The following is a 23,200-nucleotide window of genomic DNA, read 5'->3' as shown; positions in this document are numbered from 1 at the left end:
ATGAGCAACGCCCAGGACTGGCAGGAGACGCTTCACGACCTGAGTCGCCGTCGCCAACACGCGCACGCGATGGGCGGTGAGGAGCGCGTCGCCAAACACCACGGCAAGGGGAAGCTCGACGCCCGCGGCCGCGTCGATCACCTCCTCGATCCGGGCACCTTTCAGGAGTTCGGCACCCTGGTCGGCGGTGACATCGCCGCGGACGGTCTCGTTGCCGGCGCCGGTCGCATCGGCGGCACGCCGGTCATGGTCGGTGCGGAGGATTTCACCACCCTGGCCGGCAGCATCGGACCCGGCGGCAACGCCAAACGGTATCGGCTTGCCGAGCTCGCGCTGCGCAACAAGATTCCACTGGTGATGCTGTTGGAGGGCGCCGGATTCCGGGCGGCAGGCGGCGAACACTACGGCCGCACACCGACCGACCTGATCGCCCAGGCGCGGTGCTCCGGCAAGGTCCCGACGATATCCGCCGTCCTCGGCCCGTCGGCAGGTCACGGCGCGCTCGTCGCACCGGTGTGCGACTTCTCCATCATGAGCAATCAGGGTGCGATCTTCACCGCAGGTCCCCCGGTGGTGAAAGAGGCTACCGGAGAAGAGATCTCGAAGGAGGACCTGGGCGGCCCGACGGTCGCGCTGCCCAGTGGCGTCATTCACAACTACGCCGAGACCGACGAGGCGGTGCTCGACGACATCCGGCGCTACCTGTCCTACTTCCCTTCCAGCGCATGGTCGTATCCCCCGACCCGGCTGTACGACGAGGATGCCGGCCTTCGCCCCACCCCTGAGCTGATCGACATTGTCTCGCGGGACAACCGCAACATCTATGACATGCGCACCGTCCTCGACGTCGTGTTCGACGAGACGGACTGGCTGGAGATCCAGCCGAAGTTCGGCGAGGCCATCATCTGCGCACTCGCCCACCTAGGCGGGTATCCCGTCGCGGTTGTCGCCAACCAACCCACCCAAATTGCGGGGTCCATCGACTCCGATGCCGCCGACAAGGCCGCTCACTTCATCATGGTCGCCGACTCGTTCCACCTGCCGCTCGTGTTCCTGGCCGACAACCCCGGCATGCTTCCGGGCAGCCAATCCGAACGCAGCGGCGTACTACGCAGCGGCGCAAGGATGTTCGCTGCCCAGACCGCGGCCACCACACTCAAACTCCATGTCACCCTGCGCAAGGCGTTCGGCTTCGGCTCGATGGTCATGTCGCTGCTGGGGTTCGACAATCAGGTCGCGACGTTCGCCTACCCCGGCGCCACCATGGGGGCGATGAGCGCTGCCGCACTGGGCCGGGCATCACACGCCGACGAGGATGTCACCGAGATCCTGAAGAACATGGAGCTGGAGGCCTCCTACCGCTCGGCGAGTCATCTCGGCTTCGACGAGCTGATCGCGCCAGAGGAGACCCGCAACGCGCTACTGCTGGCACTCCAGCGCGGCATCTTCAGCCGTCAGGAAGGCGCTGAGCCGGTGAGCCGTACCGTCATCACGCCCTAGCGTCACAACCTGCGCAGGCCGCGCAGCACCTTGCTGAAGGGCAGCATGGTTCCCAGGCCCCTGCGCAGATTCGGTTGCATCGCACCGAAGTTGACCACGACGAGGTGGCGCACGCCGTGATCACGCCATACCGCGGCCTGCTCGAGGACATCGTCGACGGTACCTGTCAGCATCATCGCCTTGATCACCGACAGCGGCACCTGTGCGGCCGCAGAGTGCACCGCGGCTTCGTCCATTGTGAAGTTGGAATGATCCTGCATGCCCGTGCAGTCCTCGCCCAGCGGGTGCGACGCCCCCTGGTGGGCGAAGAACTCTGCGGGGGCGTTGAGACACCAAGCCTTGACGACGGTCGTGTCGAGACCTTGGTCGACGGCATCCCGGCTCGACCCGGCGAAGACCGGGATCCAGAAGGCGGGCGTGATCGACATCGGGTCACGCCCGGCATCCGAAGCGGCAGTGCGGATCACCTCGAGGCGCTGAACGTAATCCTGCGGCCTGTGCGCGAACCCGGGGAACCAGCCGTCACCGTAGCGGCCGGTCGCGCGCAGCATTCGCGGCCCATGGGCGGCCACCCAGATCTTCGGCCACCGGCCCCGGTACGACGGCAGGTCGAAGATCGCATTGCGCAGCGGGAAGAACGGTGAGTCCCGGTTGACCACTTCCCCTTTGGAGTCCCACAATGCGCGAATGGTCGCCAGCGCCTCCTCGAACCTGGCCACTGGTTTGGACCAGTCCACCCCGTAGGGCTCGTTACCGACCCGCTCCCCTGGCCCGATGCCCAGGACCGCGCGCCCACGGGTGAGTAGGTTCAGCGTCGCGGCGGCCTGTGCGGTGACGGCGGGGTGGCGCTTGCCGGTATCGGTGACCCCGATGCCGAGGCTGATCCGGTTGAACCGCCGGCGCGCCGCGAGGCTGCCGAGCAGGGTCCACGCCTCCATTGCCGCATCAGGTGACTGCAGAAGCCGAGCCGCCGCAGTGTATTTCGGATCCCACAGCGGTCGCGGTGTCTGTCCGTTGATGTGGTCGGGCACCCAGTACGAGTCGACCCGGCCGGCCACCGCAGACAGATAGTTGGCCCGGCTGAACGCGTCGGCCGTCGGACGGGCGGCAGCCATCACAGGGTCCATCAGACCCACCCGCAGCCGGGACAATTCTGCTACTTGTCCGACCGGCGGTAGGCCGCGACGACCGGTTCCAGTTCGTCGGGGGTGGCGCCGTGCAGGATCACCGCGTCGGCGCCGTAGTCGAATTCCTTGCGGATCCGGTCGACACACTGCTGCGCCGACCCGGTGGCCGACGGTTCCAGCCACTCGTCGGGAATCAGCGTCGCGATGTGCTCGATCTGCTCGGCAGTCGCCTTGTGATCGATACCGCCGCCGACTGACTGCACCACCGAGTCCGCGCGGAAGCGTTCCAGCACAGCGGGATCCCAGTTGTTGGTGCGCACCAGAAGGTCGCCGTAGCCCTGCAGATAGGTGGCCAGCCGTGCGACGGTCTTCTTCAGCCGCAGCTCCTCGGGGAGGTGGTCTCCGACCGTCGCGAAGCACGACCACACCCGCACACTGTTGGGATCACGTCCGGCCTGCTCGGCGGCGTCCTTGACGGTCTTGACAGCGCGCGCCAGCGTCTCCGGGGTGAAATAGGTGTGCAAGATGACGTCGTCGAACTCCCGCCCGCCGAGCTTCAGCGTCTCGGGCCCGAACGCCACAATGGCCTGTCGGATGTCCTCGTTGAAGTCCGGATCCAGGAACAGAATCGAGTACTTCCCCAGCGGCCCATCATGGTTGAAGATCAGCTCACCGTGCCAGAGGCGTCGCATCACCTGCGCGAAGTCTTCCATCTGCGAGGTGGTCACCGGCGGGATACCGAACGCCCCGTAGATCGCCGCGATGCCGCGCCCGATGCCGAGCGTGAATCGGCCACCGGACAGCCGGTGCATCGTGGTGGCCCACGATCCGATGATCAGCGGGTGGCGGGTGTTGTGATTAGTTGCCGCCGTGGCGATCTGCATCCGGCTGGTGACGGCAAGGGCCGCACCGACCAGCGATGAGGCCTCCTTGACGTTCCAGCGTTCGGAGATGAAGCCGGTGCCGAAGCCCAGCTCCTCACCGCGGCGCGCCTCGTCCATCAGGGTGGCCGGGCCTTCGCCGCCGGCCCCGGCCAGCAGGTAATAGCCGAGCTCGTCGAGCACGCGCGTGTTTATCCCCATGTCGCTTCGTTCCTGCCCGCCGTATCTGTCACGCCCAAACTCCTTGTTTATAGCCGCAATTCCACACTTCGGTGATCCGGCCGTCGACGACACGGAAGATCTCCATGCTGCCGACCGTCGTCTCCATGCCGTCCTTGAGCCTCATCGGCGACTGATAGACGATCGCGACGTGTTCGCCGTCGTCGTCCGCCACCACAAGGTTCAGGTCGAATCGAATCGATTCGAAAATCTCCAGATGGTCAACGACGCGCTTGACCGCCTCGTCGTGGGTGAGCACCACGGCCTCGCCGACGTCGTGGCGAATCACGCTGTCGCCCAGCAATTCCTCGGCCAGCGCGATATCGCGATCGTTCCAGACCACCAGGTTGTACAACTCGACGACCTCACGCGCTGTCCTGCTCATCAGAAGACCTCCAGCGCATCGATGTCGGCGATAGTGGCGACCGCCCGGTCGGTGAGAGTGAGGCAGAGGTCGCGTGACCGCTGCGGCAATGCGTCCCAGCCGATCAGGGTGATCACGGGAAGCACCATCAGAAAACCCGCCGCCAGCCGGTAGTGCCGCCACGCTTCGTCGAACGAATACCCCACTGAATGCCCCATGTCCCCAAGGTTATCCAGGTAGCCGCGGAGCAGCGCTTCGTCCTGGCCGCGCCGGATCTCGGTGGGCAACCCTTGGCTGACCAGATAGGCGATATCGGCCGCACCGGCTCCCACGCAGGCGAACTGGTAGTCCACCACCTTCATTCGGTCACCCGCGAAGAACATGTTGTCGGCCCTGATGTCGCCGTGCAACAGCATCGAGCGCTCGGTCAGGCCGGCCAGCGCGGTGGCGGCGTGCTCGGTGAAATGCTCCGCGAAGCGGGCGACAGAGGAGGGGACCGGCGCATCCGAGTGCGCCCGGTAGATATCCCACCCCGGGCCGAAGGCGGGCACCAGCAGATCGCGGACGGCGGGCATATCGAAGCTCGGAAAGACCTGCAGCGCTGGCGCATTCAACGGTTGCACCGACCAGGCATGCAGCCCGGCCAGCTGCGCGATACAGTGCCGGGCCCGCTCGAGCGACAATCCGGCAAGGTGGTCGGCGTTGTCCCAGTCCCGCAAGTCCTCCAGCAACAGCACGAAGTCGGCAGAGTCGTCAGCGATCCGCGCGGCATAGACGTGCGGGGTATCCATCGGCGCGCGGCCGGCGATATCGCGGTAGAACGCCAGCTCGCGCCGGTAACCGCCGAGCAGTTCCATCGCGCCGCGGGCTTCCGACTGCGCCGCGAGCTTGGCGATCACCGTCGCGGGCAGACCGGGGCTGCCGGTCAGGTGCAGGCGATACAGCAGCGACGAGAAGCCACTGTCCTCCGCGATCCGCTCGGCCACCACGCCGGTCACGATGGCGTCGTCGGGGATCGTCGGGTCCGCCCGCAGCGCGTCGGTGAGCCACGCCGAGTCGACCGCGTCGATGCTGGGCGGCACCGATGCCGTGGCTGAAGTCACCCCTCGCAAGATAGTTGTCGTGTGTTTAATATGCAAGGGTGCCCTCTCCCGCGCGCGGTTTGACGCAACCTGAACGGGTCGAAACCTCCCGACGCAGGCTGATGGAGGCTGCCGCCGAGCTGATCGTTGAGAAGGGCTGGGAGGCAACCACGGCCGCCGAGATCGGCCGGCGCGCGGGATACAGCCGCACGATGGTCCATGCCCGCTTCGGCGGCAAGGAAGCCATCCTGGAGGATTTCCTGCTGGAGTACGTGAGCAGACTGAGCCCGGATCTCAATCCGGGCGCGACGGGCATGGACCAGGTGCTCGCCCATATCGACCGCATCCGCGACCTGTACGCCCATGACCCCGACGTGCTGCGCGCCATGTTCGTCTCCACCTTCGAGTCCATGAAGACGACGTCCCCGCTGCGCGAACGGATGAGCGACCAGCTGACCGGCGGGATCGCAAATATGGCTGATGGCCTGCGAAAAGGGCAGCGGGACAAATCTGTTCGCCAAGGCATCGATCTGGACCGGGCGGTCAGCGATATCACCGCGGTGTTCTTCGGCATCGCATTCCTGTGGATCGCGCTTCCCGCCGGCTTCGACCTGGACACCGAGCTGGCGCACGCACGCGAGCGGATCGTTCGGGACTACGGCGCCTGAGTCAGCGCACCCAGGAACCGTTCGGTCTGCGCCTGCACGGCACCGGAGAACAGGTGCCCGACGTGTCCGCCGTCGTGCCAGTACATCTCGCCGCCCCACCGGTCGTGCATCGCCAGCGCGCATTGCCGATAGGCCATCTGGTCGTGCCAGGCGCCGACGATCATCCGCCGCTCCGCCGGCGGTAGCGGCTCGAGGGCCAGTGGATCGATCACCGACGTCAAGTCCGACACGATCTCGGATGCCATTGCCGCGCCGACGGTATCGGCCGCCGAACCCCACCGGTGCAGATGCCGGGCGATCATTCCGTTGAGGCCGAGGATCGGTGTGTAGAGGGCAACGGCGTCGACCCGTTGATCCAGGCCCGCGACCAACGCGGCAACCGCACTGCCCAACGACAGCCCCGACAGTGCGATGGCCGTCGAGTCGGGCTCGATCCAGCCGAGCACCGCCCGCACCTCAGAGACGGCCCGGACCATCCCCGCGACGTTGGCCACCGGATCGGTCCCGGGGTAGGCCGGCCACCGATCTCGCCGCGGCCCGTGCCCGGGCTGCACGGGCAGGGCCACGTTGAAGCCGAGTTCGCGGTGAATGCGCCCGACCCTGGCCACCAGGATGTCCGACATCCCGCCCTGGCCCGCACCGTGCACCCACACCAGCCACGGCCGTGGCCCGTCGTCGTGACGGAACAGCACCACCTCGGCGCGGGCCGGCCCATCGTGTTCTAAGGCCAGCGCAGGCACCAGCCGCGGGTCGTGGTCGTAGCTCATCCGCTCATAGGAGAGCACGCCGGCGTTGACTCGGCGAATCTCCTTCACCTGCAATGGCTCCGGGCCGCGATGAACGCCGGCGACGCCGAGCGCAGCCAACTCCGCGGCCACTCCGGCATAGTCCTCGACCGGCCGGCCCAGCTGGGGCGGCGACGACATCAGGGTCATCCCGGTGACCACCAGCTCGTCGAGGGCAACCTCGGCGACCTGACGTATCCCCCGCCCGGACAGGGGATTCCAACCATCCTCGCCCCGCAGCGCGGCCACCGACCGCGGCAGCACACCGCCGAGCTGGGTGGCCAGACGGTGCGCGTGTGTGCTCAGCAGCATCCGGTCACGCCAGCTTGAAGCCGACGTAGCCGCCGTCAGCGATCTCGTCGCAGCGCCTGCGGTATTCGGGGATCCCTGCCGTGTAGCCCATGTACATCCGCTTCTTCCCTGGCACGTTGGCGCCGTTGTACCACGAATTGCAACTCGGATGCACCAGAACCGTCGGCGCCACAAGGGATGTGGTGTGCTCGATCCACTCCTGCTGCGCGGCCGGCAACGCGTCGATGGTCCGGTACCCACCTTTCTTCAGGTACGCGATGCAGTCGCCGATCCATTCGATGTGCTGTTCCAGCGCGCTGACAAAGTTTGTCGCCGCCGCCGGGCTGCCCGGCCCCTGGACGGTGAACAGGTTGGGGAACCCGGCGACCGCGAGCCCGAGGTAGGACACCGGGCCCTCGCTGGCCCACACGTCGCGCAGTAACGCACCGTCGCGGCCCCGCACGTCGATGCGGGTGAGCGCACCGGTCATCGCGTCGAAGCCGGTGGCGTAGACGATGACGTCGAGCTCGTAGTGCCCGTCTGCGGTGTCGATGCCATCCGGGGTGACCGCGCGGATCGGGTCCTTGCGGAGATCGACCAGGTTCACGTTGTCGCGGTTGTAGGTCTGGTAGTAGCCCTGGTCGATGATCGGGCGCTTGCAGCCGAACGGGTGGCTTGGTACCAGCGCCGCGGCGGTCTCGGGATCGGTGACGATCCGGGCGATCGCCTCGCCGTACAACGCGGTGGCCATCTGGTTGGCCTCGATGTCGAAGAAGATGTCGCCCCAGTTGAGCGCGCCCATCACGCCGCGCTCCTCGACCGCGCGCAGCTGTTCGTCGCGGCTAGCCGCCTTGATCGGCGGGCTGATCAGCATGTCGATCAGGACCGAGAACGCCGACAACCGTGCCGCACCGACCGGATGCTGGCGCTGGGCTTCGCGAATCTCGCCGTAGTTGGCCTTCATCTCATCGAGCTCGCCGGGTTCGAACGACCGCACGTCCCACGGCAGCGTGAAGGCGGGTGAGCGCTGAAAGACGGTCAGCTCCTGCACGTCCCGGGCGATCACCGGAATCATTTGAACGCCGGTCGACCCGGTCCCGATGACACCGACCCGCTTGCCGGTCAGATCGAACCCGCCCTCGGGCCAGCGGCTGGTGAACAGCGACTCCCCCGCAAAGCTCGCCATGCCGGGAATGTCGGGTTCCAGTGGAACCGACAGGATGCCCGATGCCGCGACGACGAAGGGGGCGACGAACGTCTCGCCGGTGCCGGTCTGCAGCGTCCAGGTCGCGGTGTCCTCGTCGAAGGTCATCGCGGTGACATCGGTGTTGAACCGGATGTCACGGCGCAGGTCGAGCCGGTCGGCGACGAAGTTCAGGTACGCCTCGATCTCCGGCTGGGCCGGCATCGTCTCGGTCCACACCCACTCCTGCTGGATCTCGTCGGAGAAGCTGTAGGAGTATTCGATGCTCTCGATATCGCAGCGGGCACCCGGATACCGGTTGAACAACCAAGTACCGCCGACCTTTTCGGCCTTCTCCAGAACCTGGACCCGCATCCCGAGCTCTCGCAGCCGGTGCAGCATGTAGAGACCAGAGAATCCGGCCCCGATCACGAGCACGTCAGCACTGTCCATCAACGGACCCTTCTCTTCCTCGCACGGCGGATGCTACTGTAACTATTACAGTATTGGAACCGGCCTGGTCGCCGGAACCCCGAAATCCTCAGGTGGGCGATGCGGTACACCCTGGAGTATCCGAGCGAGCTCCCCACCGCGCCCGACGATTTCCTCTCCCCCGACGTGATCCGGGACGTCACCACCCGGGCCGAGGCTGCCGGTTTTTCGGCGGTCGCACTGTCCGAGCACCCCGCGCCCTCGCTGAAGTGGCGGCGCAACGGCGGCCACGACACCCTCGACCCGATCGCAGCATTGAGCTTCATGGCCGGAGTGACCACCGACATCAAGCTGATGACCAACCTGTACGTACTGCCGTTTCGTAACCCGTATCTGGCCGCCAAGTCACTGGGCAGCCTCGACATCCTGTCGGGCGGCCGGTTGATCGCCGGGGTGGGCGCGGGGTACCTGCGCTCAGAATTCGCCGCGCTCGGCGTCGACGCCGCCGACCGCGCCCAGCTGCTCGACGAGGCATTGGCGGCACTGCGGTCGATCTGGACGGACCCCGAAACACCGGTCAGCGGAAAGGGATTCACGGCGACCAGCCCGATGTGGCTGCAGCCGCCGGTGCAGCGACCGCATCCGCCGATCTGGATCGGGGGCAACACCGCCGCGGCGATCCGCCGGGTCGTCCAATACGGCAGCGGCTGGATGCCGCTCATCGCGCCCGCGGGCATGGCATCGGCGATCGGCACCGCGGCGGTGGAGAACGCCGACCAGTTCGGCGCCCTGCTGACCCGGCTGCGGGACGCACTTGCCGATGCCGGGCGCGATCCGCTGTCCGTCGACGTCCAGGTGATCTGCCCGTGGATCGACCTCGACGACAACTCCTCGCTGCGCCAAGCCCAAGATGTGCTCGGCGAACTCGCCGCGCACGGCGCGAACTGGGCCGTCGCCCACGTCCAGGCGGCCACCCCGCAGGAGGCCACCGATTACCTCGACGCGTTCGGCGAGGCCGTCATCGCCGGCGCCCTGGTCAGCTGAACCGCAGCAGGGTGCGAGTCAGGTGCAGCGACGTGATCAGCCATCGGCCGTCTCGCTTCTCGTACGTCTCGTGGTAGTGGCCGGCACCGTGCAGGTGCGTGCCGTCGCCGAAGAACAGCAGGTCCTCCATGGCCCAGATGCCCGTCGCCATGGTCGGCGACGTCAGCGTGATCTCCGGGGTGTGACAGTGGTGCACCGTCGCCACGCCCTCCAGGGTGCCGAGCACCATGGGCACGAATTCGTCGACGCCGTGGATGGGTGGCCCGGTCTTCGGGTCGGCGCCGCCGGTCGATACCGCGCCATCCAGCAGCACGGTCAGGTCAGGCGCGAAGACACCCCGCCACGACTCGACGTCCTTGGTGTCCAGGAAGCGGCAGTACCGCGCCTTGAGCTGTCGAATCGCTTCGAGTTCGTCGCTGACATCGACCACCGGACGCCTCCATTCGGGCCAGCCTGAAAGCACTACTGTAATACTCTTAGTACACGTTTAGTTCGGAGGAGACACCGCGTGAAAGTTCCGTTCACCTGGAAGGTCACCGGCTGGTTCATGATCGGTTGGTCGGCGGAATACGGTGTCGGCGACGTCCGGTCACTTCGCTATTTCGGTGAAGACCTCGTCATCTACCGCGACCAGTCCGGCGAACTGCATGTGCTGGAGGGCCACTGCAAGCACCTCGGTGCACACATCGGACATGGCGGCACCGTCGTCGGCGACTGCGTCGAGTGCCCGTTCCACGGCTGGCGGTGGGGACCGGACGGCACCAACACCTACATCCCCTACCAACCGGACCGGCCCAACAAGGGCCTTCGCCTTCGGGCCTACCCGGTTGCCGAGCAACACGGCTGCATCTTCCTGTGGCACCATCCGGCCGGCGAGCCACCCCGGTGGGAGCTGCCCGACATCTTCACCAAGTTCCCGCAGTTTCCCGTCGACCCGGACGGCTACTACCGGCCCTACCCCGAATTTTCCCGGTTCGCCGAGAACGAACCTGTGCATCCGCAGATCGTGGCCGAAAATGGCCCGGACAGTGCGCATTTCCACTACGTGCACCATGCCACCGTCACCCCGGTGTGCCTGGACTGGGAAGCAGTCGACGAAGAGTGGCGGTTCCTCACCGGCTGGCCCGACGCCCGCAGCGACGACCCGAACAAGATGGCGTTGCGCATCCACAGCCACTTCTCCGGGCTGGGTTTCGCGATCAGTGCGTTCGAAGGCTCGTCGAACCACCGGCTGATCTTCGCCTGCACGCCCGTCGACGACGAGGTGTCCAACATGTTCTACTCCATCTGGTGGCCGCGAAAAGCCGGTGACACCAGCGATATTCCCCCCGACGATGTCCGGGAGCGGGTGGAGAAGCAATACCTCGGCACGGTGTGGGACGACCTCGAGATCTGGCGTTACCAGAAATACGTCGAACATCCCGCCCTGGCCAAAATCGACGCGAAACCCTATATGGCCATGCGGAAGTGGGCGCTGCAGTTCTACGACGTCGCGGCGGCGGCCCCGGTATGAAGCCCGATCTGGTCAACCCGGCACACACCGCGATCGTCACCCAGGAACTGCAGGGCGCGGTCGTCGGCCCGGACGCCGGACTGGCCGCACTGGCGCGGGAAGCGGAACGCGAGGCACTGCCCAACGTGGCGCGGCTGCTGCCCGTCGCGCGCGCGGCGGGCGTGAAGGTGGTGCACTGCCTGGTGCAGCGCCGGCCCGATGGACTGGGCGCCAACCACAACGCAAAGCTTTTCGCGATCGGCGCCAGCGGCGTGGACATCACCCCGGGTAGCCCCGGCGCCACACTGCTCCCCCAATTCGGGCCCGAACCAACCGATCTCATGCTCAGCCGCTGGCACGGCCTCGGCCCGATGGGCGGCACCGACCTCGATGCGATCCTGCGCAACCTCGGCGTGACCACCATCGTGGCCGTCGGTGTGTCACTCAACGTCGCGATCCCCAACCTGGTGATGGATGCCGTCAACGCCGCCTATCGAGTTGTCCTGCCACGCGATGCGGTGGCCGGTGTGCCCACCGACTACGGCACGGCCATCATCGACAACACCCTGTCGCTGCTGGCCACCGTCACCACGACCGATGAGCTGATCGCGGCCTGGGAGTAAGCGGTATATAGGGAGAAATCCCGATGCCCTGCCAGCACCTCGCCGCGCAGGCTAGGGATCATGAAGAACACTGACTACGCCAAACGGATCATGGCCGCCGCGCTGCTCTCGAGCGCCGTCGGCGCCGCGGGGCTTGCCCTGGGCCCAGGTACCGCGCACGCCACCAGCGGCCCCTTCAACTGGTGCCCCGGCCAGTCGATGGAGTGGCCCTCAGGCCCGAACCAATCCTTCGTCTATGCCTGGGACATGAACACCTGCCACACCTGGTATCGAGTGGGCTACGGGTACGGCAATGTGCCACGACTCGTGGAGGGCGCCTCGACGCTGTCCGGTTCGGGTATCTGGAACGGCGACAACCCGCCCGGCGACAACCCGTCGGGATTCAATTGCGGCTTGATGTGGTGCCCCGCCCCTCCGCACGAAGATCCCAACTTCAACGGCGGGTAGCGTCGTGTACTCTACTGTAATCATTACAGTAGAGTGCTAGCGGAGGGTGCGCGTGGCAAGCCAGACCCAGGACACCGACGCCACCGTGCCGCCGCTGCCCGCCGACTACCTGCGCAACCCCTACCCCTTCTTCGCCGAGATGCGGGCCGGAACAGGAATCTTCCGCGGCACGGTCATCGACCATTCCAAGACCCCCGAATCCCTCCGCCCGAAGAACGAGTACGCCGCGGTGTCCTTCGACGCCGTCAACCGGGTGTTCCGTGACAGCAAGGTGTTCAACTCCAAGATTTACGACGCGACCATCGGCCTGTTCATCGGCCCGAGCATCCTCGGCATGGAAGGCAAGGCGCACTGGGAGCATCGCAACCTGGTGTCGGCCGCGTTCAAGTCGAAATCGCTGTCCCGGTGGGAACCCGAAATCGTCCAGCCCATCGTCGATGGCCTGATCGACGAGTTCATCGACGCCGGTGAGGTCGACCTGGTCCGGTTGTTCACCTTCGAGTTCCCCACCCGCGTCATCACCCGCCTGCTGGGGCTGCCCGAAGAAGATCTGCCCACCTTCCGCCGCCGGGCGGTCCAGCTGATCAGCTATGCGGTCAACTACGAGAAGGCATTTGAGGCCTCGGCCGCCCTCAAGGAGTACTTCCTCGAGCAGATCGACAAGCGCCGGTCCAAGCCCACCGAAGACGTGATCGGCGATCTGGTGACCGCGGAGATCGACGGCGAGAAGCTCACCGACGAGGCCATCTACTCGTTCCTGCGACTCCTGCTGCCCGCCGGCCTGGAAACCACGTACCGGTCATCCGGCAATCTGCTGTACCTGCTGCTCACGCATCCCGAGCAGCTGGCCGCGGTGCAGGCCGACCGTGACTTGGTCCGTCCCGCGATCGAGGAAGGCCTGCGCTACGAGACCCCGCTGACCACCGTGCAACGGTTCGCCACCGAGGACAGCGAGGTGGAAGACCTTGCGATACCGGCCGGTTCGGTGGTTGACGTGTGCATCGGCTCGGCCAACCGCGACGAACGACGGTGGGACAAGCCCGAGGAATTCGACATCTTCCGCAAGCACATGCCGCACATCTCGTTCGCCGCGGGCGAGCACACCTGCATGGGTCTGCATCTGGCGCGCATGGAGACCCGGGTCGCCGTCGAGTCGCTGTTGAACCGGCTGACGAACATCACGCTGCTGGACAACGACGATCCGCACATCCACGGCCAGCCGTTCCGGTCACCGACATCGCTGCCGGTGACCTTCGACGCCATCCGCTAGCCTTTCTCATCCCCTCCAGGGCTTCGCTTTCACGAATCCGCCTGCGTCGATGCGTAATTGCGTCCCGGTGATATAACGGGAGTCGTCGCTGGCGAGGAACACCACCGCGGCCGACACATCGTAGGGTTCGATGTAGGGCACCGGCATCGCCTGCATGGCGGGGAACGCCATCTCGGCGTCATCACGGGTCGGCGCGGCCAGGTCGGGCCGGAACACCCGGTACATGCCCTCGTTGTGCAGCATGTCGGTGTTGACGTTGGTCGGGTGCAGAGCGTTGACTCGAATCATCCTCTTGGCCAGCTGGATTGACAGGTCGTTGACGTAGTGCGCGACCATCTGCTTGGCCAGGCTGTAGGCCGACCCACCCGGGCCCTGGTTGCTGGCGCTACCCAGTTGGGCGGCAAGGGATCCGGTCGCGATCACCGACGCACCATCGTTGAGATGCGGCATGCTGGCCTGGATCACGTTGAACACGCCGACCAGGTCGGTGTCGATGGTGTCCGACCATGACTGCAGGGTTTGCCTCTTGCCCATCGGGCAGATTCCGGCGTTGGCGACGACGATGTCGAGGTGACCCAGCTCCTCGACGGCCTCGGCGATGGTCTGCCACACCGCACCGCGTTCGCGAACATCGCAGATCGCACTGAAGCACCGCGCGCCTTCCTTCTCGACCAACAGTGCCGTCTCGTCGAGGTCCTCCGGACGCGACAACGGGTATGTGTTGCCCTCAAGGTCGGCGCAGATGTCGAGGATGATGACGTCCGCTCCTTCGGCGGCAAGCGCGATGGCGTGCGAACGGCCTTGTCCCCGTGCGGCTCCCGACACGACGGCGACCTTGTTGTCCAACTTGCCCACTGGGGTTCCTTTCGCGGCAGGAGAGGTCAGGATGTGCGCGGAGCGCGGAACGCGACGGTCTTGGTTTCGGTGTACTGCTGGAAACCCTCGATGCCACACTGGCGCCCGACACCGCTGTTCTTGTAACCACCGAACGGCGCGTCGGCGCCGTAGAACATTCCGCCGTTGACCCCGATCGAGCCGGTACGGATCCGGCGGGCGACGGACATGCCCCGATCGAGCGATCCCGACAGCACCGCACCGGCCAGACCGTAGGCGCTGTCGTTGGCGATGCGGACGGCTTCGTCGTCGTCGCGGAAGGGCAGCACCACCAGGACCGGACCGAAGATCTCCTGCTGGGCGATGGCCGAGCGGCTGTCGACGCCGACGATCACCGTGGGCGCGACGAAATGGCCGCCCGCAAGATAGTCGGGCAAGCCCTCGACACGTCCGCCCCCGATCAGGATGTCGGCGCCGTCGCGACGGGCTTGATCGCACGCGTCGAGCACCCGCTGCTTCTGCTTGGCGCTGACAACGGGGCCGACGAACGTTCCGGGCAGTGCCGGATCACCCACCGGCACAGCCTGATACGCCTCGACAATGGCGGCCAGTGCCTCGGGGTAGAGAGACTCGTGGATCACCAGTCGGGTGGTCAGCGCGCAGGCCTGCCCGGCATGCGAGCACACCCCGATCGCGCCGCCGATGACGTGGGCCGGGTTGGCGTCGTCGAGCACGATCAGCGCGGACTTGCCGCCCAATTCCAGGAAGGTGCGCTTCATGGTGTCGGCGCCGTCGCGCATCAGTTGCTTGCCGACCGCGGTGGAGCCGGTGAACGACACCATGTCCACCCGCGGGTCGGTGGCCAGTAGCCCGGCGACCTCGTTGGACGGTGTGGGCACGACATTGAGGACGCCGGCCGGGATATCGGTGTGCTCGGCGACGAGCCGGCCGATGCGGGTGGCGTTCCACGGTGTGTTGGGGTCCGGCTTGAGGATGACGGTGTTGCCGGTGGCCAGCGCGGGACCGAGCTTGTTGAGGATGACTTCGATCGGGTAGTTCGACGGGGTGATGGCGGCGACCACGCCGACCGGCTCCTTGACGACGGTGCGCACATTGCGCTCGCCGAACAGCCCGCCGCCGTCCAGCCGTCGTTCCCAGTCGAAATCGTCGATCAGCCGGCTCGGGTAGCGCAGCGATTCGGTCAGCGGCCAGTCCAGCTGAGCGTCGCCGGTCGACATCACCGGGCAGCCGACTTCGGCGACCAGTTCTTCACGCAGGTCTTCTTTTTCGGCCTCCAGCGCGGACTGCAGCTGGGCCAGGCAGCGCTTGCGCAACTCCCGATTGGTGGACCAGTCGGTGTCCTCGAATGCCCTTCTGGCCGCTCCGATGGCACGGTCCATATCGGCGTGCCCGCCGGCGGAGGTGACCCCGAGCACCTGCCCGGTGGCCGGGCTGAGGTTGTCGAACTCAGCGCCGTCGGCGGCCGCGGACAGCTTTCCGTCGATGAGCATCCGGGTCTCGGCCCGTTGTCCCGCACGCATCCCCAACTCGACGCTCGTCGCACCCTGCTCGCCCACTACAGGCACCACCTTCTTGTTCTCGGACGGTCAACTGTAAAGGTTACAGTAATTATCTGCGGCAGTGTTGGGCCGATTCCCCGGCTGGCGGCGGCCGGGGCATGAGAATGTGGATACCACCGCATCCGAAAGGGGAATGACTTGATCAAGGTGATGGACGGCGTCCGGGTATTGGAGGTCGCGCAATTCACGTTCGTTCCGGCGGCCGGCGCGATCCTGGCCGACTGGGGCGCCGACGTCATCAAGGTCGAGCACCCGGTCCGCGGCGACACCCAGCGCGGTTTCATCAACATGGGCGGCTTCCAGCTCGATCCCAACCGTCACCCACTGATCGAGCATCCCAATCGCGGCAAGCGCAGCGTCGGCATCGATGTGTCCACACCCGACGGCCAGGAAGTGCTCTACGAGATCGCCAAGACGGCCGACGTCTTCCTGACCAACTACATGCCTGCGCAGCGTCAGAAGAACAAGTTCGACGTCGAGCACATTCGCGCGGCGAACCCGAACATCATCTACGCGCGCGGCAGTGCCTACGGCGACAAGGGCCTGGAACGGGACACCGGCGGCTTCGATGGCACCGCGTTCTGGACTCGAAGCGGCGTAGGTCACGCCCTGACTCCCGAAGAGCTCGGAGGTGCTCTGCCACAGGGTATCCCGGCGTTCGGTGACTCGATCGGCGGGATGAACATCGCCGGCGGCATCTCCGCGGCGCTGTTCCACCGGGAGAAGACGGGCGAAGCGCTCGAGATCGACGTATCGCTGCTCAGCACCGCCTGGTGGGCGGCGGGCGCCAGCGTCACCCAGGGCATGGAGACCGGGGAAACCATGCGGTCGCTGATGCCGGGCACCACGGCGTCCGTCAATCCGTTCATGGCCAATTACCTGACCTCCGATGGCGGCACCATCAACCTGTGCATCGTCAGCCCGACCGGCTACATCCGCGACGCGTTCGAGCATCTCGGATTGCCCGAACTCGCCGACGACCCACGATTCTCCGAAGTGATGCCGCTGATCCAGAATGCCGAAGCGGGCGTGCAACTCATCACGCAGGCGATCGCCAGCAAGCCGTTCGACTACTGGCGCCAGCATCTCAAGACGATGAAGGGCCAGTGGGCGCCCTTCCAGAGTCTGGTCGATCTGGGCACCGACGAGCAGGCCATTGCCAACGACATGATCGTCGAGGTCGAATCCGCCGACGGCGGAGCTCCGTTCAAGGTGGTCCGCGGGCCCGTGCAGTTCAACCACGAGGCACTGGAGACCACCCGCGCGCCGCAGGCCAGTGAGCACACCGAGATCGTGCTGATGGAGGTCGGCCTGGACTGGGACCGCATCGAGGCGCTCAAAGAATCGGGCGCGATCGCCTGACTCAGGGGCTCTCCGCGGCGACTGCCTCGGCGACTCGCTCGACGCGTACCGGGACGCCGGTCAGCCACGCCATCCCGGACAATGACTCGACGTCCTCGGGCGCGCTCGACGTCAGCCTGTTGACGTTGGACCCGCCGGCCTGATTGGCCACCCGCCAGGTCCCGGTGCCCTTGTGCCCCCACCCGTGCGGTACGGCGATCACGCCGGCCATCAGATCCTTGGTGGTGGTCACCTCGACGGTGATCTCGCCGTACGGCGAGGACACCCGCACCACATCACCGTCCGAGATGCTCAATTCGGCCGCATCGTCGACGTGGATGAGTGCACGGTGTCCGCGCTCGCCCCGCATCAGCAGCGGCGAGTTGTGCATCCACGAGTTCTCCGAGCGCGGCTCGCGCATGCCGATCATCCGCAACGGATATCCATCGGGATGTTCGCTGCGCGTGAGCTTCTCGACTTCGGTGGCGATACCGGCGTGGGTCAGCCGGATCCGGCGGGACAGGTAGGCCACCGCATTACGCAGCACACCGGTGCGGATATGCGGTGCCACGACCACACCGTGCGGGTGGTCCTCGGTCAGCCGGCGATGGGTGAGCCCGCCGCGACGCAGCCCGAACAGGTCTCCGCCCTGTGACATCCGGATCAGCGCATCGATCATCAGCCGCGGCTTCAGGTCGACCCCGAAGCGGCCCAACGCCTTTCGCACGACACCCAGTTTGGCGAACGCACGCACGCTGGGCGCCAGCCGGACCGTGAGGTCTTCGACGATGTCCCATTCCGAACGCGCCTCGCCTGCCGGCGCGACCACGGCCTCGGTGGCCTGGCGGAACGGCGTGGCCTGGAAAGCCTGGAACGTGTACGGGAAGTCGTCGCGTTCGTACATCGTGGTCACCGGCAGGATGTAGTCGCACCGGCCCGTGGTCTCGGTGACGTAGAAGTCAAGTCCCACAGAGAGTTCCAGGGATTCGAAGGCAGCTTCGAGTTCGTCGCCGTTGGGTACCGACAGCATCGGGTTGCCCGCGGAGACGAACATCGCCCTGATCTGCCGGTCGCCCGGGGTGGTGATCTCCTTGGCCATCAGCGCGGCCGGTTCCATCGCGACGGCGATGGGGATGCCGCCGATCCGAGACCGGTTGCGATACGAGCGGCGCATCGCGAAGCCCATCATCGTGGCCTGCCAGCGTCCGCCGATGGTCTCCATCGAGCTGAACACCGATCCACCCGGGGTATCGAGGTTGCCCGCGACGAGATTCACCGCATCGATCAGGTAGGTGGTCAGTGTGCCGTAGCGGCCGACGCAGGTGCCGAGCCTGCCGTAGACGGCCGCCCTCGGTTCGCGCACCAGATCCCGCGCGAGCGAGCGGACACTGTCCGCATCGATGCCGGTGTGGGCCGCGGTGAATTCCGGGGTGAACGGCGCGCACAGCGACTGCAGCCATTCGACGCCGTCAGCCTGCGCCGTCACATGTGCGATGTCGACCAGACCGTCGGCGAACATCACCCGCAGAAGGGACAGCAGCAGGAAAGAGTCAGCGTCGGGCACGATGCCCAGCCATTCGAACGCCGCCGCCGTCTCGCTACGGCGCGGGTCGACGACCACGACGCGACCGCCTCGCTTGACGATGTCGTGCATGCGGTCCTTGATCCGCGGCGCGGTGAGAAAACTGCCATGGGAGACAACCGGGTTGGCGCCCATCATGACCAGCAGGTCGGTGCGCGTCAGATCGGGGATCGGCACCGAGGTCGGCGCCCCGTACAGCAACTGGCTGGCGATCAGCCTGCTGTTGGTGTCCTGCGACGACGCGGTGAAGTAGTGGCCGTCGCGGCCGAGGCCCTTGATGAACATCAGTGCCGCGAAGGTGTGCGCATAGCTGAAGGCGCCCGGGTTGCCCATGTACCAACCGACCGCCCCCGACCCGTGGGCGTTCAGGATCGCAGTCAACCGGGAAGCGATGTCCGAGAGTGCCTCGTCCCAGCTCACGGGCTCGTACCCGGTAGACGTTTTTCGAAGGGGTGTGGTGACCCGGTCCGGATCGTTCTGGACCTCGGTGAACGCGATGCCCTTCTGGCAGGCGAAACCTGCCGAGAGCGGATGGTCCTTGTCGGGGCGCAGGGCCGTCAGCCGGCCGTCCTCGACGGTGGCCACCATGCCGCACAGCGGTTCGCAGATCCGGCAGAACGTGGTCTTGTGCTCGATCGTAGACGCCACACTAGCTAAGATACTGTAAGTGTTACAGTTTGCACCCGTCTCCGGCGGATCCCGAGAGGAAGACCATCGATGAACGATGTCGCCATCATCGGCGTCGGCCTGCACCCGTTCGGCCGGTTCGACGGTAAGTCCGCGATGGCCATGGGGGTCGACGCCATCTTCGCCGCCGTCGCCGACGCCGGCCTGGAGTGGAAGGACATCCAGTTCGCCACCGGCGGCAGCTGGACCGTCGCCAACCCCGACGCGATCGTCGCCATGGTCGGACTGACCGGGATCCCGTTCACCAACGTGTTCAACGCCTGCGCGACGGCCGCCAGCGCCACCAAGGCCTGTGCCGACGGAATCCGGCTGGGCGACTACGACATCGGCATCGCGATCGGGTTGGACAAGCACCCTCGCGGCGCGTTCACCGAAGATCCCGCACTGGTGGGTATGCCGCGCTGGTACGCCGAGAACGGCCAGTACCTCACCACCCAGTTCTTCGGCATGAAGGCCAACCGCTACCTCCACGAGCACGGCATCTCCGAGGAGACGCTGGCGCGGGTGGCCAACAAGAACTTCCGCAACGGTGTGCTCAACCCGAATGCGTTCCGCCGCAAGGAGATCTCCGTCGACGAGATCATGGCGTCGCCGGTGCTGAACTACCCGCTGCGGCAGTACATGTTCTGCGCGCCCGACGAGGGCGCTGCGGCGGTGGTGATGTGCCGCGCCGACATCGCGCATCGCTATACCTCCAAGCCGGTCTACCTCAAAGCGGTCGAGGTTCGCACCCGCCGCTACGGCGCCTACGAGGTCAACACCACGTTCGGCCCGGTCGACGAGGACGTCGCACCCACCGTTCACGCGGCCCGCGCGGCGTTCGAAAAAGCCGGTGTCTCACCGCAAGACGTCGACGTCATCCAACTCCAGGACACCGATGCCGGCGCGGAGATCATCCACATGGCCGAGTGCGGGTTCTGCGCCGACGGCGACCAGGAGCGGCTGCTGGCCGACGGCGAGACCGAGATCACCGGATCCATGCCGATCAACACCGACGGCGGTCTGATCGCCAACGGCGAACCGATCGGCGCGTCCGGGCTGCGGCAGATCCACGAGATCGTCCGGCAGCTGCGCGGCCAAGCCGGTGATCGCCAGGTGCCCGGCGAGCCGAAGGTCGGGTTCACCCAGCTCTACGGTGCGCCAGGCACTGCCGCGGCGACCGTCCTCACGCTTTGAGCAACTGATGGGTGTTCTCGATGGCATCCGGGTGCTCGACTACGGCCGCTTCATCGCCGCACCCTGGTGCAGCGCGCTGCTGGCCGATATGGGTGCCGACGTCCTGCGCGTCGAGAAGCGCGAAGGCGGGGAAGACCGCTGGGTGCAATCGGTCACCAGCGGCGGCGAAGGCGGCACCTTCCTGCAGTGCAACCGCAACAAGCGCTCACTGACCCTCGATTCGACGACGTCCGAGGGCGCCGACATCACCCGGCGGTTGGTGGCCCGTTCGGACATCGTCATCGCCAATATGCCCGCGGCCGGCATGCGGGCCAACGGGCTCGACTACGACTCATTGCGCGCCGTCAAACCCGACATCATTCTGGCCAGCGCAACCGCGTACGGCGAGGGCGGCCCCTACAGCGACCGCATCGGGTTCGACGGTGCCGGGCAGGTGATGTCCGGCGCGGTGTACCGCCAAGGTCTGCCCGACCTGCCGATCCGTACCGTGGTCCCGCAAGCCGACTTTGGCACCGCACTCACCTTGACCATCGGGGTCATGATGGCCCTGTACCACCGACTCCAGACCGGGCAGGGTCAGCACGTCGAAGGCGCCCTGCTGCCCACGGCGTTGATGATGTCCAACGCCTTCCTCATCGAGCGCGAGCTGCTTGGCGTCGACAAGCCCCGGGCTGCCAACCGGGGTACCTCGGTCGCCCCGTGCGATCTGTACAAAGTCACCGATGGCTGGGTCCTCCTTCAGATCGCCGGCCAACCGATGTTCAAGCGGTGGTGCCGGCTGATGGGCCGGGAAGACCTGTTCGACGATCCGCGCTTCGCCGACGACGACTCGCGCTGGCAGCACGGCGATCTCCTCAACGACCTGATGCAGCAGTGGTGCGAGGGCAAAACCAAGGCCGAAGCGCTCGAACTGCTCGAAGCGGCGAAACTTCCTGCCGCACCGCTGAATTCCCCGCAAGAGGTCCTCGACGACCCACACGTGCAGGCGATGGGATACCTGAAACGAGTGCCCTTCCCTGGCGCGTCTCGCCCCGTTCCGCTCATCGAGACACCGTTTCGCCTATCGGCGACACCGGGCTCGATCCGGCGACGGGCTCCGCTGCTCGGTGAGCATACCGACGAGGTGCTGCACGAAATCGGTTATGGCGCTGACGAAATCGCGGATCTGCGAGCCAACAAGATCGTGTAGCCAACAGCCTGGGAGATAACAGGAACTGGTGCTGTATATCTCGCTTGACATCGAACATATGTTCGATTAAAGTTGTGACATGAACGCCGCAACCGCGGAACTCATCCGGATCGCCGAGGAACTGCGCGATCTGGAGCTCGATGATGCTGACGTGATCGGCGAACTACGGGCAGTGCTGGCGGTGCGCCATCTCGCCGATCACCGAGCTGCAATGCTGGCCGGCGCTCTGGCACGTCTGGATGTCGCGGCCCGGGGCGGGAGACGACCGCGAGAAGTGCTGATGATGTTGGGGTGTGCACCATCGGTGGCCGCGCGAATGCTCCGTGTCGGCGCAGCTGCCGAAGCGTTGCCGGTGGTAATGGCCCACGCCGCCGACGGGGCGTTGTCCGGTGAACATGTGGATGCAGTGGTGAAGGGTGTCCACCATATTCAGATGCGGGCGGCGGAGTCGGTTGATGAGGACGCCCGGTATCGGCATCAGGTCGACTTGTTGAGTCAAGTCCTGTCCGGCGCCACTCCGGCCGAGATCGCTGACCGGGCACGGAAGCTGGGCAACCAGCTCGCCGGGGAGCAGGATGGGTTACCGGCGGCCGAGGACCGCTCGATCAACGAAATCCACTGCGTCAAAACGAGCGAGGGGCGCTGGCGGGTGCGGGGGGATCTAGATGCCGAAGTGGGCGTCAAACTCGCCGCCGCCTTGGAGGAAGGGTCAGCACCACGCCCCGAGCCCGACGGCACACCCGATCCTCGGCCTGCCGAGCGACGCCGCGCCGACGCCCTGGAAGCGGTACTCGACACCGCCTCACGCGCCGGCGACAGCGCCTCACCGCCGCGCACGCAGTTGTTGTTGACCGTGCCCGCCGACGCCCCCGACGCGGCGGAGCTGGAATTCATGGGACCGATCAGCCTCGCTAGCCTGCGCCGGTTGTCCTGCGATACGAGCGTCACCACGATCATCATGGACGGACACCAGGTCCCCCTCGACATGGGGCATAACAAACGCCTGTTCCCAGCACATCTGCGCAAAGCGCTGTATCTGCGGGATCGGTGTTGTATCAAGTGCGGTGCCCCCGCCAGCAGGACCCATTGCCACCACATTCAGCACTGGATCCACCAGGGCGAAACCAGCCTGAACAACGGCTGCCTACTGTGCCCAGGCTGTCACGCCGATGTCCACCACAACGGCTGGAACGTCATCCTCGGCTACGACAAACACCCGTGGCTCATCCCGCCCGCAACGGTCGACCCAGATCGAACACCACTCCCCGCATACAACCGGCGTACCATGCACCTCGACGACGCCGCCTAGCGATCAACACTGAAAACTATTGTGCACCTTGATAATTCCACAGTGGCACCACCCACGACCAACATCGCCCCTGCGCGGAAAACCCGGAGCTCTC

The 23,200-nt window shown here is 66.2% G+C and carries 21 protein-coding genes; 11 read left to right on the top strand and 10 right to left on the bottom strand.

Annotation, left to right across the window (positions count from 1 at the left end; genetic code table 11):
* Positions 1-1,500, top strand: a complete 1,500-nt coding sequence (locus tag SLQ31_RS04990) for an acyl-CoA carboxylase subunit beta (RefSeq protein ID WP_319430184.1) — start codon at positions 1-3, stop codon at positions 1,498-1,500.
* Positions 1,501-1,502: 2 nt separating this feature from the next.
* On the opposite strand, the gene SLQ31_RS04985 is transcribed toward SLQ31_RS04990, so the two are convergent.
* The 4 genes from SLQ31_RS04985 to SLQ31_RS04970 are packed head-to-tail and all read right to left on the bottom strand — an operon-like array spanning position 1,503 to position 5,194.
* Positions 1,503-2,651 carry an LLM class flavin-dependent oxidoreductase gene (locus tag SLQ31_RS04985; RefSeq protein WP_413641512.1) on the bottom strand — a complete coding sequence of 383 codons (1,149 nt, stop codon included), beginning with the start codon at positions 2,649-2,651 and terminating at the stop codon, positions 1,503-1,505.
* A gap of 5 nt (positions 2,652-2,656) precedes the next feature.
* A complete protein-coding gene (locus tag SLQ31_RS04980) occupies positions 2,657-3,709 on the bottom strand; it encodes a TIGR03857 family LLM class F420-dependent oxidoreductase (protein WP_319430180.1) in 1,053 nt (350 codons plus the stop codon).
* 28 nt (positions 3,710-3,737) lie between these two features.
* Entirely contained in the window at positions 3,738-4,112 is a 375-nt protein-coding gene (locus SLQ31_RS04975) for a nuclear transport factor 2 family protein (protein ID WP_319430178.1), read from the bottom strand.
* Complete coding sequence (locus SLQ31_RS04970; RefSeq protein WP_319430177.1) at positions 4,112-5,194, bottom strand: phosphotransferase; 1,083 nt, start codon at positions 5,192-5,194, stop codon at positions 4,112-4,114. The genes SLQ31_RS04975 and SLQ31_RS04970 overlap by 1 nt, the downstream gene beginning before the upstream one ends.
* A 38-nt stretch (positions 5,195-5,232) precedes the next feature.
* Between SLQ31_RS04970 and SLQ31_RS04965 the strand changes: the two genes are divergently transcribed.
* On the top strand, positions 5,233-5,841 hold the full coding sequence (locus SLQ31_RS04965) for a helix-turn-helix domain-containing protein (RefSeq protein WP_319430176.1): 609 nt from the start codon (positions 5,233-5,235) through the stop codon (positions 5,839-5,841).
* On the opposite strand, the gene SLQ31_RS04960 is transcribed toward SLQ31_RS04965, so the two are convergent.
* Both SLQ31_RS04960 and SLQ31_RS04955 read right to left on the bottom strand, forming a co-directional pair.
* A complete protein-coding gene (locus tag SLQ31_RS04960) occupies positions 5,829-6,938 on the bottom strand; it encodes an alpha/beta hydrolase (RefSeq protein WP_319430175.1) in 1,110 nt (369 codons plus the stop codon). The genes SLQ31_RS04965 and SLQ31_RS04960 overlap by 13 nt on opposite strands.
* A 4-nt stretch (positions 6,939-6,942) precedes the next feature.
* Positions 6,943-8,553, bottom strand: a complete 1,611-nt coding sequence (locus SLQ31_RS04955; protein WP_319430173.1) for an NAD(P)/FAD-dependent oxidoreductase — start codon at positions 8,551-8,553, stop codon at positions 6,943-6,945.
* 99 nt (positions 8,554-8,652) lie between these two features.
* Here SLQ31_RS04955 and SLQ31_RS04950 point away from each other — a divergent pair, with 99 nt between their 5' ends.
* Complete coding sequence (locus tag SLQ31_RS04950; RefSeq protein WP_319430171.1) at positions 8,653-9,576, top strand: LLM class F420-dependent oxidoreductase; 924 nt, start codon at positions 8,653-8,655, stop codon at positions 9,574-9,576.
* Here SLQ31_RS04950 and SLQ31_RS04945 read toward each other — a convergent pair.
* Positions 9,569-10,006 carry a nuclear transport factor 2 family protein gene (locus SLQ31_RS04945; protein ID WP_319430169.1) on the bottom strand — a complete coding sequence of 146 codons (438 nt, stop codon included), beginning with the start codon at positions 10,004-10,006 and terminating at the stop codon, positions 9,569-9,571. The genes SLQ31_RS04950 and SLQ31_RS04945 overlap by 8 nt on opposite strands.
* 78 nt (positions 10,007-10,084) lie before the next feature.
* Between SLQ31_RS04945 and SLQ31_RS04940 the strand changes: the two genes are divergently transcribed.
* The 4 genes from SLQ31_RS04940 to SLQ31_RS04925 are packed head-to-tail and all read left to right on the top strand — an operon-like array spanning position 10,085 to position 13,408.
* Complete coding sequence (locus SLQ31_RS04940) at positions 10,085-11,089, top strand: aromatic ring-hydroxylating oxygenase subunit alpha (protein WP_319430168.1); 1,005 nt, start codon at positions 10,085-10,087, stop codon at positions 11,087-11,089.
* Positions 11,086-11,691: a cysteine hydrolase gene (locus SLQ31_RS04935; RefSeq protein ID WP_319430166.1), complete on the top strand. Its 606-nt coding sequence runs from the start codon at positions 11,086-11,088 to the stop codon at positions 11,689-11,691. Before SLQ31_RS04940 ends, SLQ31_RS04935 begins: the two co-directional genes overlap by 4 nt.
* 60 nt (positions 11,692-11,751) lie before the next feature.
* Positions 11,752-12,138: a hypothetical protein gene (locus SLQ31_RS04930; RefSeq protein WP_319430164.1), complete on the top strand. Its 387-nt coding sequence runs from the start codon at positions 11,752-11,754 to the stop codon at positions 12,136-12,138.
* Between the two features lie 52 nt (positions 12,139-12,190).
* A complete protein-coding gene (locus tag SLQ31_RS04925; protein WP_319430162.1) occupies positions 12,191-13,408 on the top strand; it encodes a cytochrome P450 in 1,218 nt (405 codons plus the stop codon).
* A gap of 6 nt (positions 13,409-13,414) precedes the next feature.
* Here the strand turns inward: SLQ31_RS04925 and SLQ31_RS04920 are convergent, their stop codons facing one another.
* Entirely contained in the window at positions 13,415-14,263 is an 849-nt protein-coding gene (locus SLQ31_RS04920) for a mycofactocin-coupled SDR family oxidoreductase (RefSeq protein WP_319430160.1), read from the bottom strand.
* Positions 14,264-14,289: 26 nt separating this feature from the next.
* On the bottom strand, positions 14,290-15,783 hold the full coding sequence (locus tag SLQ31_RS04915) for an aldehyde dehydrogenase family protein (RefSeq protein WP_319432842.1): 1,494 nt from the start codon (positions 15,781-15,783) through the stop codon (positions 14,290-14,292).
* Between the two features lie 189 nt (positions 15,784-15,972).
* Between SLQ31_RS04915 and SLQ31_RS04910 the strand changes: the two genes are divergently transcribed.
* Complete coding sequence (locus SLQ31_RS04910; RefSeq protein WP_319432840.1) at positions 15,973-17,184, top strand: CaiB/BaiF CoA-transferase family protein; 1,212 nt, start codon at positions 15,973-15,975, stop codon at positions 17,182-17,184.
* 1 nt (position 17,185) lies between these two features.
* On the opposite strand, the gene SLQ31_RS04905 is transcribed toward SLQ31_RS04910, so the two are convergent.
* The gene (locus SLQ31_RS04905) at positions 17,186-19,393 is read right to left on the bottom strand and encodes a molybdopterin-dependent oxidoreductase (RefSeq protein WP_319430158.1); all 2,208 of its coding nucleotides are present in this window, start codon (positions 19,391-19,393) and stop codon (positions 17,186-17,188) included.
* A gap of 69 nt (positions 19,394-19,462) precedes the next feature.
* Between SLQ31_RS04905 and SLQ31_RS04900 the strand changes: the two genes are divergently transcribed.
* The 3 genes from SLQ31_RS04900 to SLQ31_RS04890 all read left to right on the top strand — a co-directional run bounded on the left by SLQ31_RS04900 (position 19,463) and on the right by SLQ31_RS04890 (position 23,106).
* Positions 19,463-20,608, top strand: coding sequence for a thiolase family protein (locus SLQ31_RS04900; protein ID WP_319430156.1), 1,146 nt, complete (start codon positions 19,463-19,465; stop codon positions 20,606-20,608).
* Between the two features lie 7 nt (positions 20,609-20,615).
* Positions 20,616-21,797, top strand: coding sequence for a CoA transferase (locus SLQ31_RS04895; protein ID WP_319430154.1), 1,182 nt, complete (start codon positions 20,616-20,618; stop codon positions 21,795-21,797).
* A gap of 79 nt (positions 21,798-21,876) precedes the next feature.
* Complete coding sequence (locus SLQ31_RS04890) at positions 21,877-23,106, top strand: HNH endonuclease (RefSeq protein ID WP_319430152.1); 1,230 nt, start codon at positions 21,877-21,879, stop codon at positions 23,104-23,106.
* The last annotated feature ends 94 nt before the right edge of the window (positions 23,107-23,200 follow it).

The organism is Mycobacterium sp. RTGN5, from assembly GCF_033804465.1.
Taxonomy (GTDB): Bacteria; Actinomycetota; Actinomycetes; order Mycobacteriales; family Mycobacteriaceae; genus Mycobacterium.
The sequence above is the reverse complement of the archived record's forward strand: the minus strand, read 5'-3'. Positions and strand labels throughout refer to the sequence as shown.

Bases quoted from the DNA above. Each gene is read 5' to 3' on its own strand.
- SLQ31_RS04950 (WP_319430171.1), top strand. From the start codon at position 8,653: ATGCGGTACACCCTGGAGTATCCGAGCGAGCTCCCCACCGCGCCCGAC.
- SLQ31_RS04915 (WP_319432842.1), bottom strand. From the start codon at position 15,783: ATGCGTGCGGGACAACGGGCCGAGACCCGGATGCTCATCGACGGAAAG.
- SLQ31_RS04900 (WP_319430156.1), top strand. From the start codon at position 19,463: ATGAACGATGTCGCCATCATCGGCGTCGGCCTGCACCCGTTCGGCCGG.
- SLQ31_RS04890 (WP_319430152.1), top strand. From the start codon at position 21,877: ATGAACGCCGCAACCGCGGAACTCATCCGGATCGCCGAGGAACTGCGC.
- SLQ31_RS04910 (WP_319432840.1), top strand. From the start codon at position 15,973: ATGGACGGCGTCCGGGTATTGGAGGTCGCGCAATTCACGTTCGTTCCG.
- SLQ31_RS04975 (WP_319430178.1), bottom strand. From the start codon at position 4,112: ATGAGCAGGACAGCGCGTGAGGTCGTCGAGTTGTACAACCTGGTGGTC.
- SLQ31_RS04930 (WP_319430164.1), top strand. From the start codon at position 11,752: ATGAAGAACACTGACTACGCCAAACGGATCATGGCCGCCGCGCTGCTC.
- SLQ31_RS04935 (WP_319430166.1), top strand. From the start codon at position 11,086: ATGAAGCCCGATCTGGTCAACCCGGCACACACCGCGATCGTCACCCAG.
- SLQ31_RS04990 (WP_319430184.1), top strand. From the start codon at position 1: ATGAGCAACGCCCAGGACTGGCAGGAGACGCTTCACGACCTGAGTCGC.
- SLQ31_RS04980 (WP_319430180.1), bottom strand. From the start codon at position 3,709: ATGGGGATAAACACGCGCGTGCTCGACGAGCTCGGCTATTACCTGCTG.
- SLQ31_RS04955 (WP_319430173.1), bottom strand. From the start codon at position 8,553: ATGGACAGTGCTGACGTGCTCGTGATCGGGGCCGGATTCTCTGGTCTC.
- SLQ31_RS04895 (WP_319430154.1), top strand. From the start codon at position 20,616: ATGGGTGTTCTCGATGGCATCCGGGTGCTCGACTACGGCCGCTTCATC.
- SLQ31_RS04960 (WP_319430175.1), bottom strand. From the start codon at position 6,938: ATGCTGCTGAGCACACACGCGCACCGTCTGGCCACCCAGCTCGGCGGT.